General features: G+C 63.4%; 12 protein-coding genes and 1 pseudogene. 10 read left to right on the top strand and 3 right to left on the bottom strand.

Annotation, left to right across the window (positions count from 1 at the left end; all coding sequences use genetic code 11):
- Positions 1-13: 13 nt before the first annotated feature.
- Positions 14-493: an Lrp/AsnC family transcriptional regulator gene (locus tag ASD99_RS08835; protein WP_056587075.1), complete on the bottom strand. Its 480-nt coding sequence runs from the start codon at positions 491-493 to the stop codon at positions 14-16.
- A 107-nt stretch (positions 494-600) separates the two neighbouring features.
- Here ASD99_RS08835 and ASD99_RS08830 point away from each other — a divergent pair, with 107 nt between their 5' ends.
- The 10 genes and pseudogenes from ASD99_RS08830 to ASD99_RS08785 all read left to right on the top strand — a co-directional run bounded on the left by ASD99_RS08830 (position 601) and on the right by ASD99_RS08785 (position 10,269).
- On the top strand, positions 601-1,809 hold the full coding sequence (locus tag ASD99_RS08830) for a diaminopropionate ammonia-lyase (RefSeq protein WP_057143417.1): 1,209 nt from the start codon (positions 601-603) through the stop codon (positions 1,807-1,809).
- Positions 1,806-3,032, top strand: a complete 1,227-nt coding sequence (locus ASD99_RS08825) for a Zn-dependent hydrolase (RefSeq protein ID WP_057143357.1) — start codon at positions 1,806-1,808, stop codon at positions 3,030-3,032. Before ASD99_RS08830 ends, ASD99_RS08825 begins: the two co-directional genes overlap by 4 nt.
- A gap of 17 nt (positions 3,033-3,049) precedes the next feature.
- Positions 3,050-3,523: a M20/M25/M40 family metallo-hydrolase gene (locus ASD99_RS34615; RefSeq protein ID WP_057143356.1), complete on the top strand. Its 474-nt coding sequence runs from the start codon at positions 3,050-3,052 to the stop codon at positions 3,521-3,523.
- Positions 3,496-3,885 carry an arginase family protein gene (locus ASD99_RS34280; protein WP_056587087.1) on the top strand — a complete coding sequence of 130 codons (390 nt, stop codon included), beginning with the start codon at positions 3,496-3,498 and terminating at the stop codon, positions 3,883-3,885. The genes ASD99_RS34615 and ASD99_RS34280 overlap by 28 nt, the downstream gene beginning before the upstream one ends.
- A gap of 582 nt (positions 3,886-4,467) precedes the next feature.
- Positions 4,468-4,641, top strand: coding sequence for a hypothetical protein (locus ASD99_RS34045; protein ID WP_082525442.1), 174 nt, complete (start codon positions 4,468-4,470; stop codon positions 4,639-4,641).
- Positions 4,642-4,723: 82 nt separating this feature from the next.
- Positions 4,724-6,817 (top strand): ATP-dependent helicase, encoded by a 2,094-nt coding sequence (locus tag ASD99_RS08805; RefSeq protein ID WP_057143355.1) that lies wholly within the window; start codon positions 4,724-4,726, stop codon positions 6,815-6,817.
- Positions 6,818-6,838: 21 nt separating this feature from the next.
- Positions 6,839-7,246 (top strand): annotated as a pseudogene (dapB, locus tag ASD99_RS08800) (4-hydroxy-tetrahydrodipicolinate reductase); the annotation flags it as partial.
- Between the two features lie 260 nt (positions 7,247-7,506).
- On the top strand, positions 7,507-8,463 hold the full coding sequence (locus ASD99_RS08795) for an ABC transporter substrate-binding protein (protein WP_413813927.1): 957 nt from the start codon (positions 7,507-7,509) through the stop codon (positions 8,461-8,463).
- A gap of 106 nt (positions 8,464-8,569) precedes the next feature.
- On the top strand, positions 8,570-9,379 hold the full coding sequence (locus tag ASD99_RS08790; RefSeq protein WP_057143354.1) for an ABC transporter ATP-binding protein: 810 nt from the start codon (positions 8,570-8,572) through the stop codon (positions 9,377-9,379).
- Positions 9,380-9,390: 11 nt separating this feature from the next.
- Positions 9,391-10,269 carry an ABC transporter permease gene (locus tag ASD99_RS08785; protein WP_057143353.1) on the top strand — a complete coding sequence of 293 codons (879 nt, stop codon included), beginning with the start codon at positions 9,391-9,393 and terminating at the stop codon, positions 10,267-10,269.
- Between the two features lie 14 nt (positions 10,270-10,283).
- Here ASD99_RS08785 and ASD99_RS08780 read toward each other — a convergent pair whose 3' ends face one another.
- Both ASD99_RS08780 and ASD99_RS08775 read right to left on the bottom strand, forming a co-directional pair.
- Positions 10,284-11,642, bottom strand: coding sequence for a sensor histidine kinase (locus ASD99_RS08780; protein WP_057143352.1), 1,359 nt, complete (start codon positions 11,640-11,642; stop codon positions 10,284-10,286).
- Positions 11,632-12,300 (bottom strand): response regulator, encoded by a 669-nt coding sequence (locus tag ASD99_RS08775; RefSeq protein WP_056587103.1) that lies wholly within the window; start codon positions 12,298-12,300, stop codon positions 11,632-11,634. Before ASD99_RS08775 ends, ASD99_RS08780 begins: the two co-directional genes overlap by 11 nt.
- Positions 12,301-12,757: the final 457 nt, after the last annotated feature.

Here is a 12,757-nt window from a genome sequence, read left to right as displayed (position 1 = left end):
ATGCCAGCAACGCTCAGCCGGGCAATGGCACCGTCAGTCCGACCTTGACCCGGTCCATGGCAACGAAAGTACGGAACTTCCGGACATTGTTGCTGTCGAAGAACAGTTTTCGCGTCAGCGCCTCATAGGCGCCCATGTCGGCCACGGTGATGACCAGGATGAAATCGGCTTCGCCGGTGACGTAGTAGCATTGCTGGACTTCAGGGGTCGCCGAGAATTGCCGCTTGGCCGCGTCGATCAGTTCGGCGCGTTCGCTCTCGAGCTCCACTTCGACGAAGATGGTGATGGGCTGGCCGACCGCCGCCGGCTCGATGACCGCGACATTGCCGGCAATGACGCCGGTCTGCTCCATCCGCTTGATGCGGCGCTGCACCGCCGGCGCCGACAGGTTCACCGCCTCGCCGATCAGGCGCTGGGGCGTCGTGTTGTCCCGCTGCAGGATGGCAAGGATGGCGAGATCGAAACTGTCGAGCGAGGGTGGCAATACAGGCAATGGAGATATCCCTGGCGAAACAAACTTGCATTTGGGAGGTCATATTACAGCGCTCATTGCGCCCGTCCTGCAATATGTTCTCGCTGAACGCCAAGGAGGCCCGCCCAGTGTTCCTGCTCAACCGCAATACTCTGCATCGCCTGCCACTCGATCCGGCCGATGCCGAAACCCTTGGCGTTGCCGGAGCCGACACGGTCGAGCGTTTTCTTGCCCACCGCGACAATCACCGGATGACGCCGCTGCATGCTCTGCCGGCGCTCGCCGCCGAACTCGGACTGAGCGCCATCCATATCAAGGATGAAGGCCTTCGCCTCGGGCTCGGCAGCTTCAAGGCGCTTGGCGGCGCCTATGCCGTCTTCCGCCTGGTGCTGGAGGCGGCCGGCGGCCGGTTTGGCCGCCCCGTCGATGTGGCCGATCTCGATCAGCCTGAAGTGCGGGCCGTCGCTGCGGCGATGACATTTGCCTGTGCGACCGACGGCAATCATGGCCGCTCCGTCGCGCAAGGCGCGCAACTCGTCGGTGCGCGGACGGCGATCTTCGTCCACGCCGGCGTCAGCGAGGAGCGCATCGCGGCGATCGGCCGCTATGGCGCCGAGATGATCCGCGTCGATGGCAATTATGACGATTCGGTCAGGCAAGCCGCCCAGGTTTCGGCCGAGAAAGGCTGGACCGTTGTGTCCGACACCTCGTGGCCGGGTTATGAACGGATTCCTGGCCTGGTCATGCAAGGCTATACGGCGATCGTGCGCGAGGCCTTGCGTCAGCTCCCTCGGACGCCAACCCATGTCTTCGTGCAGGCCGGCGTCGGTGGCATTGCCGCAGCGCTGGCCGGCCATCTCGCCATCGTGTTCGCTGATGCCAGGCCGACCTTCATCGTGGTCGAGCCGGCGCGTGCCGCTTGTGTTTTTGCAGCCGCCCAGGTCGGGCGCCCGGTCAAGGTCGCGCACGGCCAGCCGACGGTGATGGCCATGCTTGAATGCCACGAGGCCTCTCCGCTCGCCTGGCGGGTGCTGGCACGCGCCGCCGATGCCTTCATGACGGTGGATGAGGCCGACGCCGTCGCGGTGATGCGGCGGCTGGCGCGGCCGAGCACCGGCGATCCGGTGATCGTCGCCGGCGAAAGCGGCGGCGTCGGTCTTGCCGGGCTCATCCGGGCGGCGGCCGAGAACAAGGCCGAGCTTGGACTCGACGGCAGATCCCGGGTGCTGGTGATCAACACCGAAGGCGCCACCGATCCGCATCGCTATGCAAAACTGGTTGGCATGGGTCCAGCCGATGTGCTGGCCGGCAAGATGAAAGCCGAGGCAATGTCATGATCGAGATTGATGCACAGCGCCTGCTTGGCCGTATCCGCGAACTCGGTGCTGTCGGTCGTGACAATGAGGGCAGGCTGATCCGCCTGGCCGCCTCCGACACCGACAAGCAGGGTCGCGACCTCTTCGTCGGCTGGCTGCGGCAGGCCGGGCTTGATGTCGCCATCGACCGGGTCGGCAATATTTTCGGCATCTGGCAAAGTCCCGAAAATATCGGGCAGGCGCCGCTGCTTATCGGCTCGCATATCGACACCGTCATCGATGCCGGCATCTACGACGGCTGCTACGGCGTGCTTGCCGGGCTGGAGGTGATCGAGACGCTCAGGGCATCCGGCTTTTCGCCGTCGCGCCCGATCGCGGTCGCCGCTTTCACCAATGAAGAGGGCGTGCGCTACACTCCCGACATGATGGGCTCGCTGGTCCATGCCGGCGGGGTCGGTGCCGAAACGGTGCTGGCGGCTGTCGGCACCGACGGCAGCGTGCTGGGGCAGGAACTCGCACGCATCGGCTATGCCGGCGACCGGGAACCCGGCCTCCTCAAACCGCATGCCTATCTCGAACTGCATATCGAACAGGGGCCGGTGCTGGAGCGTGAGGGTGTCCCGATCGGCGCGGTGGAGAATCTGCAAGGCATCTCCTGGCAACGCGTCACCATTGACGGCGTCGCCAACCATGCCGGCACCACGCCGATGTCGATGCGCAGCGATGCCGGCCACGCCGCCGCCCGGGTCATCACCTTCCTGCTCGACCGGACCAAGGCCTCGAACGCGCCGACCGTCGCCACCGTCGGCACGATCCGCTTCGAGCCGAATGCCATCAACGTCATTCCTTCGCGCGCCGTCTTCACCATCGATCTGCGCGATCCCGACGAACAGCGTCTGCAGGCTGAGGAGACGGCACTTGCCGCCTATATCGAGCAGCTTGCCGCCGCCGAGAACGTGACGATCTCGGTCGAGCAACTGGCCCGCTTCGAGCCGGTGATCTTCGACCTCCGCATCGTCGAACGGATCGAGGCCGCCGCGAGGGCCTGTGGTCTTGGCGTCAAACGGATGACGTCCGGCGCCGGTCATGATGCGCAGATGATGGCGCGGATCGCCCCGGCCGCGATGATCTTCGTGCCGAGCGCTGGCGGCATCAGTCACAATCCGCGCGAGCACACCGAAGATACCGAGCTTGTTGCCGGCGCTAACATCCTGCTTGATGTGGCCGCGCAACTGGCAAACTAGGTCAGGAGGGGCGGAAAATGTTTGAACTCGATCGCGATGCGCTGAAGCAGGAGATGATTTTCTGGCGGCGCGATCTGCACGCGCATCCGGAATTCGGCTTCGAGGAGAAGCGTACAGCCGCCTTCGTCGCCGCCAAGCTGCGTGAGTTCGGCCTCGATGATGTCACCGAGGGCGTTGGCGGCACCGGCGTCGTCGGCACGTTGAAGCGCGGCAGCGGCAACCGAGCAATTGCGCTCAGGGCCGACATGGATGCATTGCGCATCACCGAGCAGTCCAACGCACCTTACCGTTCCGGCAATCCCGGCATCATGCATGCCTGCGGCCATGCCATCTCCTGGCCGGTGCTGCGCGCGGTGCGCCGCCGGCACTCCAGCCTGACCATTCTGCACATCGACGCGCACCCTGACATGTACGATGCTTATAGGGCAATCCGCGCTCCCACACCTCGCCCTTTGCCCGCATCATGGAAGAGAGGCTTGCCGACCGCCTGATCCAGGTTGGATTACGCACCGTCAACGACCATCATCGCGACCAGTTCAAGCGGTTCGGTGTCGAGGTCATCGAGGCCGCGCACTTCAACGATGATCTGCGGCTCGACCTCACGACGCCGGTCTATATCTCGATGGATCTCGACGGGCTCGACCCGGCTTTTGCGCCGGGTGTCTCGCATCGCGAACCCGGCGGCTTGACCACCCGTCAGGTCATCAATTTGATTCAGTCGGTCGACCAGCCGATCGTGGTGGCTGATATTGTTGAGTTAAATCCCGCTCGTGACGTTGCCAACCTGACCGCCGGCGTTGCGGCAAAGCTGCTCAAGGAGATTGCCGGGATGATGGTCAAGACACGCGGGTGACGGGCGGCGAGGGTACGCTTTCAACGAAGACAATCGCCCGATGACGCCAGGGAAAGACTCAGCTACCTTCTGCTATGCGGCGGACCTAATTATCCGCTTGGCCGGCGCTTCATTTCTCCTCCCAAGCGGCGCCGGCCTTCTTCGCCAAAAACCTCCCTGTCGGCGCTAAATTAGCGAAAGTTAAATTTAGCGCGTTCCGGCTTGCCTGGAATTGGGGTCTCTCCGGCATAGGTCTGGCATGCCTTTCGGGGGTTCTGGCGGGAAGACCGATGCGCGGGCGTGGATGGATCAAGGCGTTACGTGAGGGGCGAGGCCCGGCAGGTGCGTGCGCACATTGCCGAACTGGAGCGCGACCTGATGGCGACCTCTCCGCAGGGCCGCAATAGGCGGCATGAGGCAGGGCACGAACTTCGCAATGCCAAGTTCCGCCTGGAGCGTCTCGAGGAGTGCATCGCCGAAATACCGGAACGGGCTGGGCGTTAGCGGAAGTGATCGCTGCTCTTGATGACCTGGCCTGGATAATCGGCGAGGGAACCAAATGCCGTCTCCTCGGGTTGGTTCTGTTCCAATGGAGTATGAACCATGTTCCGTCTGCTTATCGCCGGCGCTTTGGCCTATGTCACCTACCGCATCACCCGGCAGATGATCGACGACGTGCCTGACACGGTCGACCCGCTGCTGCTGCCGCCGTCGCAATATGATCGTGAAGCCTTGCGCCGGCAGTCGGCCGCGATGGGTATCGATCGGCAACGCTAGGGGCGATCTGTCAGCCCTCGGTCCGCGCGAGTCATCATCGCATCGCCGTTGCGAACAAAGCAGAAACGATGCTTGATGGGCGATGAACCTCGCCACCGCTGATTCGACCTTTCGGGACCCGACCGCCCAGCCTGCCTATCTCGCCCGGCTGAATGACGCCCAGCGCCAGGCCGTCGAGCATGGCGACGGCAAGATTGCCGGCCCGCTGCTGGTCATTGCCGGCGCCGGTTCGGGCAAGACCAACACGCTGGCGCATCGTGTCGCCCATCTGATCGTGAAGGGGGCCGACCCGCGCCGCATCCTGCTGATGACCTTTTCGCGCCGCGCCGCGTCCGAAATGGCCAGGCGTGTCGAGCGCATCGCCGGCGAGGTGCTCGGCCGCGATGCAGCTGTCATCACCGACGCGCTGACCTGGGCCGGCACCTTCCACGGCATCGGTGCACGATTATTGCGCGACTACGCGCTTGAGATCGGCCTCGATCCGGCCTTCACCATCCATGACCGCGAGGATTCCGCCGACCTGATGAATCTGGTGCGCCACGAACTCGGCTTCTCGAAGACGGAAGCGCGTTTCCCCACCAAGGGCACCTGCCTTGCCATCTATTCGCGCGCCGTCAACGCGCAGGCGCCGCTCAACGAGGTGTTGGGGTCTGCCTTTCCCTGGTGTGCCGGCTGGGCGGAGCAATTGAAGCAATTGTTCGCCGGTTATGTCGAAGCCAAGCAGGCACAGAACGTGCTCGATTACGATGATTTGCTGCTCTACTGGGCGCAAATGGCGGCCGAGCCCGAAATAGCGGCGCATCTGGGTGGACGTTTCGACCATGTGCTGGTCGACGAATACCAGGACACCAACCGTTTGCAGGCGTCGATCCTCATGGCGCTGAAACCCGACGGCGCCGGGCTGACGGTGGTGGGCGACGATGCACAGTCGATCTATTCGTTCCGTGCAGCCGAAGTGCGCAACATCCTCGATTTTCCAAACCAGTTTGCGCAAGCCGCCGACGTGGTGATGCTGGAGCGCAATTACCGCTCGACCGAAACCATACTTGCCGCCGCCAATGCGGTGATCGGCGAAGCGTCGGAGCGTTTCACCAAGAACCTGTGGTCGGAGCGCAAGTCCACCGACAGACCGAGACTGGTGACCGTGCGCGACGAGGTCGAGCAGGCCAATTTCGTCTGCGACACCATCCTGGCCGAACGCGAAGCCGGCACGGCGTTGAAATCCCAGGCGGTGCTGTTTCGCGCCTCGCATCACAGCGGGCCGCTGGAGATCGAGCTGACGCGGCGCAATATTCCCTTCGTCAAGTTCGGCGGCCTGAAATTCCTCGATGCCGCGCACGTCAAGGATGTGCTGGCGGTGCTGCGCTTTGCCGAAAACCCGCGCGACCGGGTCGCCGGTTTCCGGGTGCTGCAACTGATGCCGGGCATCGGCCCTTCGGCTGCCGCGCAGATCGTCGAGACGATGACGACGGCGCTCGACGAAGCAATGGGCCTAGCCGGTTGGCGCCCGCCGCAACGCGCCGCGGATGACTGGCCGGGCTTCGTCTCTCTCTATTCCGGCCTGCGGGCCGGCGCCAAATGGCCGGCCGATCTCGAACAGATCAGGCTGTGGTACGAGCCGCATCTGGAGCGCATCCACGAGGATGCGACGACGCGTCGGGCCGACCTGTTGCAGCTCGAGCAGATCGGCTCGGGCTATGCCTCGCGCGAACGGTTCCTCACCGAACTGACGCTCGACCCGCCGGACGCCACCAGCGACCAGGCCGGGCCGCCGCATCGGGACGAGGACTATCTGATCCTGTCGACCATCCATTCGGCCAAGGGCCAGGAATGGAAGAATGTCTTCGTGCTCAACACGGTCGATGGCTGCATCCCGGCCGATCTCGGCGTAGGCACCAAGGAAGACATCGAGGAGGAGCGACGGCTGCTCTACGTGGCGATGACGCGGGCCAAGGACAATCTCAACCTGGTCATGCCGCAGCGCTTCTTTCCGCACGGCCAGGCGGCGCGCGGCGACCGCCATCTCTATGCCTCGCGCACCCGCTTCATCCCGGCTTCGATCCTCGCCGCGTTCCAGCAGGTATCATGGCCGAGCGCGCAGGCGGCACATGGCAGGGCGGCCCGGCCGGAGGTACGCGTTGACATCGGCGCGCGCATGCGCGGCATGTGGAAATAGTCGCGGGGGATGGCGGTCGGATTGGTCGAGCGGGCGGCGAGAGCGCTCGACCCCGACGACTGGGATGTCGAGATTGTCGAGGCGCATCATCGCCACAAGATCGACGCGCCATCAGGGACTGCGTTGATACTGGGGCAAGCCGCGGCCGGCGGGCGCGGCATCGATCTGGAGACGGTCGCAAGGCGTGCACGCGACGGCGTCATCGGCGCCCGGCCGGCCGGCGAGATCGGCTTTGCGGTGATGCGTGGCGGCAGCATCATCGGCGAGCACAGCGTCAGCTTCTGCGCCGAGGGCGAGACCGTGAGATTGTCGCATGCGGCCGGCGATCGCGTCATGTTCGCGCGTGGCGCCATCGCCGCCGCACTCTGGGTCGCGGGACGCCCGCCCGACGAATATGACATGCGCGACGTGCTGGGTCTGAACACCTGACAAGGCACGCGGCAAGCATCGTCATGGCATCGTGGCGGCCACCAGCCGCGCCTTACCGCTCCGTAAGGTCTGCGGTTATTTTCGGCTTCTCCTTGAAAGCTGGATGAAAGGTTGGTGCCATAACTGTTGGAAGGCGCCCCCATATTGTCGCGGAACGCGATGGGAGAGAGAGGGGCGCGGGAAACGAACAAAGGGAAGAGGCCATGTCGTTCGCGCGAATACTGCTTGATTCAGCTGCCACAACCGCACTTGTCGCCACCATGGCCTTGTCGGCGCCGTCCGCACGCGCCGACGATAAAGTTTCCATCATGGTCGGCGGCTATGAAAAACAGATCTATCTGCCCGCCAAGCTGACCGAAGCGCTCGGCTACTTCAAGGACGAGGGTCTCGACGTCGAATTGCTGAATGAACCGGCCGGCGTCGATGCCGAAAACGAGATGCTGGCCGGTGCCGTGCAGGGCGTTGTCGGTTTCTACGACCACTGCATCGATCTGCAGGCGAAGGGCAAATTCGTCGAATCCATTGTCCAGTTCAGCCAGGCGCCGGGCGAGGTTGAGCTTGTTTCAACGAAACACCCCGAGATCAAATCACCTTCGGACTTCAAGGGCATGAGCCTGGGCGTGACCGGTCTGGGCTCATCGACGAATTTTCTTACGGAGTATCTCGCCGTCAAGAACGGTTTGAAGCTCGGTGACTTCACCTCGGTTCCGGTCGGCGCCGGCACCACCTTCATCGCCGCCATGCAGCAGGACAAGATCCAGGCAGGCATGACGACCGAGCCGACGATCAGCCGACTGTTGAAGACCGGCGAAGCGTCGGTTCTCATCGACATGCGAACGATGGAAGGCACCAAGGCTGCTCTCGGCGGCACTTATCCGGCCGCATCCCTCTATATGCAGACCGATTGGGTCGAAGCGCACAAGGACATCGTGCAGAAGCTGGCCAACGCCTTCGTCAAGACGCAGAAATTCATCAACACGCATAGCGGCGCCGAGATCGCCGACAAGATGCCGCAAGACTATTATGTCGGCGACAAGGAAGGCTACGTGAAGGCCCTTGACGCGGGCAAGGCAATGTTCACCCCCGACGGGATCATGCCCGAAGGCGGCCCAGAGACCGTGCTGACGGTTCTTTCAGCCTTCAAGAAGGAACTGCAGGGCAAGCAGATCGACCTCTCCAAGACTTACACCTCGGAATTCGTCAAGAACGCCAAGTAGCAGACCATGCCGGCGCGATGCGCGTCGCCGCGCCGGCAACCGTCGGTTTTTCACGTCCGGCGGCTCTGGCCGACGGCGGGCTTCCGCTCGAACCCGGAGTTCCATCATGACCCATGAAAAGACCACACCAGCAATTGAGCTGATCAATGTCAGCCGGCGGTTCCTCACACCCACCGGCAAATCACTGACGGCGCTGCGCGATTTCACCATGACCGTCGAGCGCGGCGAATTCGTCGCCGTTGTCGGTCCAACCGGTTGCGGAAAGTCCACCACCCTCAACCTCGTCACCGGGTTGGCCAGTCCAAGCGCCGGCGAGGTTCGTGTCATGGGCGCGCTCGTCAAGGGAATAGACCCGCGCATCGGGTTTGTTTTCCAAAGCGATGCCTTGTTTCCCTGGCGAAATGTGATCGAGAATGTAATGGCTGGCCCGCTCTTTCGCGGCAGGGCGAACTCGGATGCCACCGCCGCGGCGCGCGACTGGCTGGCGCGCGTCGGCCTGTCGCGTTTCGAGCAGCACTATCCTCATCAGCTTTCCGGCGGCATGCGCAAACGTGTGGCGCTGGCCCAGACCTTCATCAACGGCCCCGAGATCCTTTTGATGGACGAGCCGTTTTCGGCGCTTGACGTACAGACGCGCGTGCTGATGCACGAGGAATTGCTGCGCCTGTGGTCTGAGGCAAAAGCTTCCGTGGTCTTCGTAACGCATGATCTCGAAGAGGCGATCGCGCTCGCCGACAAGGTCTATGTCCTGACCGCCGGACCGGCCACGGTAAAGTCGGTCTACACGATCGATCTGCCGCGGCCGCGCGTGGTCGCCGATATCCGCTACGAGCAGAGCTTCATCGATTACTCGCGCACGATCTGGGCTGATCTCAAGGAAGAGGTCGAGACCAGCTATGCGCGTGCCGCGGCCTGAGGAGGAACGCCATGACCGATGCTGCCATCGACATCAGCGCAGGAGCTTTCAGGCCGGGCACTTCCGATGCGGAAATCGAGGCCGCCGCCGCGAAGGCGGCACGGAATCGCCGCCGCACGGTGATGTTCTGGCGGGTCGCCATTCTGGTCGCCTTTCTGGGGTTGTGGGAGATTGCCGCCCGCCAAGCCTGGATCGACCCGTTCTTCTATGCAATGCCGAGTACGATCGCGCAGCGGCTCTATGAATGGACGACGGAAGGAACATCCGAGGGCCCCCTCTGGTATCATCTCTATGTCACCATGGAGGAGGCGGTCATCGGCTTCGTCACCGGCTCGGTTATCGGTATCATCATCGGCGTCGCGCTCGGCCGCAACCGCATGGCCGCCGACATTTTCTCGATCTACATCAAGGTGATCAATTCCATTCCGCGCGTGGTTCTGGCGCCGATCTTCATCATGATCCTCGGCCTTGGCCTCGCTTCGAAAGTGGCGCTTGCCTTCGTGATGGTTTTCTTCGTTGTCTTCCACAATGCCTTTCAGGGCGTGCGGGAAGCCGACAGGGCAATGATTGCGAACGCCCGCATCCTCGGCGCGTCCAACTGGCAGCTGACCCGTTCGGTGATTGTCCCTTCGGCGATGAGTTGGATCTTCGCCAGCCTGCATGTCAGCTTCGGCTTTGCCATCATCGGCGCGATCGTTGGCGAGTTTGTCGGCTCGCGCTACGGTATCGGCCTGCTGATCAACATCGCCAAGGGATCCTTCGACGCCGCCGGCATGTACGCCGCCATCGTCATCGTGATGGTGGTGGCGCTGGGTGCTGAATATTTGATGACCATGGTCGAGGATCGCCTGGCGAAATGGCGTCCCCAGCCCCTGCATGAGACGCAGTGAGCGGCGACGGACCCTTAGCTGCTTGCCAGCGGCAGCCTTACCTCGACCACCAGGCCGCCGGCCGCGCCATCCCCAAGGGTGACGCGGCCGCCGGCATTGTCGACGACCTCGCGCACGATGGCCAGGCCAAGCCCGCTGCCTTCCTCGGTCGACCCGGCAATGCGGTAGAAGCGTTCAAACACATGGTCTCGCTCATCCAACGGGATGCCGGGCCCATCGTCGGCGACCGTCAGCACGGCTTCGTCGTCGATGGCCGCCAATTTCACCGTGACGCTGGCGCCGACCCGGGAGTAGCGCAGCGCGTTGTCGACGAGGTTGACGATCATCTCGCGCAACATGGTGCCATCGCCGATGACCGGCACCGGACCGGTCTCCTCGAGGCCGAGATCGATATTGCGGCTGATCGCTGTCGGCGCCTGCGTTTCCAGCACGTGGCGGGCGGCTTCGGTAAGGTCGATGCGGTCGGCGCGCGGCCGCCGGCTGCCCGGCTCCGCCCGTGACAGGGTCAGGAGCTGTTCGGCCAACCGCGCCAGCCGGCCGGAGCTGGCCTGCAGCGCCATCAGCGCTTCCTGGCGCGCGTCGGAGGCACTTTCGCGCAGCGCGTAGCTTGCCTGTGTCGACAGCAGCGCCAGAGGCGTCCGCAACTGGTGCGCCGCATTGGCGATGAAGCGGCGTTGCGCCGCCATCTGCGCCCGCACGCGCTCCATATAGGCGTTCAGCGCATCGATCAGTGGGCGGATTTCGCTTTGCGCCCCTGGCACTTCGACCGGATCCAACTCGCTGCGGCTTGGCGAGCGCACTGCGTCGCGCAACCGGATCAAGGGCGCTAGGCCGCGATGCAAGCCCAGCAGGACGAACAGACCGGCAATCGCCACCAGCGCCAGTTGTTGGGCAAAGGCGCCAAACCAGAGACGCCGCACCATGGCGTCGTGTCCGGCAAGCGTGACGCCGATCGTAACGGTGATCGGCGAATCGCCTCCGGCGCCGACCACCGTGTGGCTGAAGGTGAGCAACCGCAGCCGGTGGTCGCGATAGTTTGCTTCTGTGTCATGGGACTTCGGTGCCTCCGGCAGATCCGGATAGCCGGTCAGCAGCCGCCCTCCGGCAGTCTTGACATGGTAGTAGACGCTGTCGTGATCGCCCGTGTCGAACATCTCGATCGCCGCCGGCGGTATCGTGGCGTCGAGCACGCCGTCGGTCATGGCGACACGTTCCGCGATAGCGCGTGCCGAGCCCATCAGCATGCGATCGGTGACGAGGTCCGCGGTTGCCAGCGCGTTGCCGTGGCTGGTCCACAGATTGATGGTGGCGAGCCCGACGAGCGGCAGCACCACCCACGCCAGAAGCTGCAAGCGCAGACTGTTAATCTTCATGGCGCAGGAGATAGCCGAGGCCGCGTAGCGTGACGATACGGACCCGCGCCCCTTCCAGCTTCTTGCGCACACGGTGCACATAGATCTCGATGGCGCTGGGGTCGGCGTCGGTCTCGAAATCATAGATCGCGGCCGATAATGCCGCCTTGCTCACCGTGCGCCCGGCCTTGACCATCAGTTGTTCCAGCACCGCATGCTCGCGCGGTGTCAGCGCCAGAGTCTCACCGGCGAGCAAAAACAGCCGCGTGTTTGTGTCGAAGGCGAGATCACCGCAGGCAACGACCGGCGCGGTGCGGTCATTGGCACGGCGCAATTGCGCGCGAATGCGCGCTTCGAGTTCCTCGATCTGGAAGGGCTTCGCCAGATAGTCGTCGGCGCCTTCGTTGAGGCCCTTGACCCGGCCGTCGAGGCTGGCATTGGCGGTCAGCACGATGACCGGCACCCGGTTGCCGCGCGACCGCAACATGCGCAGCACCTCCATTCCGCTCATGCGCGGCAAGGCCAGGTCAAGGATGACAAGTGCGTGGTCACCGGCGGCCAGCGCGTGCTCGACATCCTCGCCGTCATGGACGACGTCGACGACATAGTTCGCCTGCCGCAAGGTCTTGCCCAGCCAGTCGGCCAATTCGCGATTGTCTTCGACGAGCAGCAGCCGCATCTCTATCGCTGTCCTGGGAGGCTGCCATCTCGCATCTCGGAGTATGCGGCTAGCAGCGTACAAATGCATACTCAGGGAACAACCGATAATATCGATCCAGCCGCAAGGCAAATAGCAGACAAGCCTGCCGCCGCCGCCTTTGATCAGCCTGAATTCACTCACCTTCGATAAAACCGAACCGTTCGGTTCGATTATGATGACGGACCGTCCATGTTTGGTGAACGTCGGCTCAATGAATGGCGGCGTCATGCACGGGGTAATTTCCCATAACCATCTGATTTTGATGTATAAAATTCTGACCGCGAGGCCCTGTGTCAATTTTCAAGGCCTGGATTCCGGCTGCGGAGGAACATCTTCGTGATTGGAATCAACGGAAGGGCAAACCCACCTCGGGGTGGTCAGAGCGACGCGAAATTCCTCCCAAGGGCACGCCACTACACGGACAGAATAAACACTG

This window comes from Mesorhizobium sp. Root695, from assembly GCF_001428185.1.
GTDB lineage: Bacteria > Pseudomonadota > Alphaproteobacteria > Rhizobiales > Rhizobiaceae > Mesorhizobium.
The sequence above is the reverse complement of the archived record's forward strand: the minus strand, read 5'-3'. Positions and strand labels throughout refer to the sequence as shown.

What these genes read in the sequence shown, in the direction of transcription:
- ASD99_RS08825 (WP_057143357.1), top strand. Translation starts at nt 1,806, where the DNA reads ATGATCGAGATTGATGCACAGCGCCTGCTTGGCCGTATCCGCGAACTC.
- ASD99_RS34615 (WP_057143356.1), top strand. Translation starts at nt 3,050, where the DNA reads ATGTTTGAACTCGATCGCGATGCGCTGAAGCAGGAGATGATTTTCTGG.
- ASD99_RS34280 (WP_056587087.1), top strand. Translation starts at nt 3,496, where the DNA reads ATGGAAGAGAGGCTTGCCGACCGCCTGATCCAGGTTGGATTACGCACC.
- ASD99_RS34045 (WP_082525442.1), top strand. Translation starts at nt 4,468, where the DNA reads ATGTTCCGTCTGCTTATCGCCGGCGCTTTGGCCTATGTCACCTACCGC.
- ASD99_RS08805 (WP_057143355.1), top strand. Translation starts at nt 4,724, where the DNA reads ATGAACCTCGCCACCGCTGATTCGACCTTTCGGGACCCGACCGCCCAG.
- ASD99_RS08795 (WP_413813927.1), top strand. Translation starts at nt 7,507, where the DNA reads ATGGCCTTGTCGGCGCCGTCCGCACGCGCCGACGATAAAGTTTCCATC.
- ASD99_RS08790 (WP_057143354.1), top strand. Translation starts at nt 8,570, where the DNA reads ATGACCCATGAAAAGACCACACCAGCAATTGAGCTGATCAATGTCAGC.
- ASD99_RS08785 (WP_057143353.1), top strand. Translation starts at nt 9,391, where the DNA reads ATGACCGATGCTGCCATCGACATCAGCGCAGGAGCTTTCAGGCCGGGC.
- ASD99_RS08780 (WP_057143352.1), bottom strand. Translation starts at nt 11,642, where the DNA reads ATGAAGATTAACAGTCTGCGCTTGCAGCTTCTGGCGTGGGTGGTGCTG.
- ASD99_RS08775 (WP_056587103.1), bottom strand. Translation starts at nt 12,300, where the DNA reads ATGCGGCTGCTGCTCGTCGAAGACAATCGCGAATTGGCCGACTGGCTG.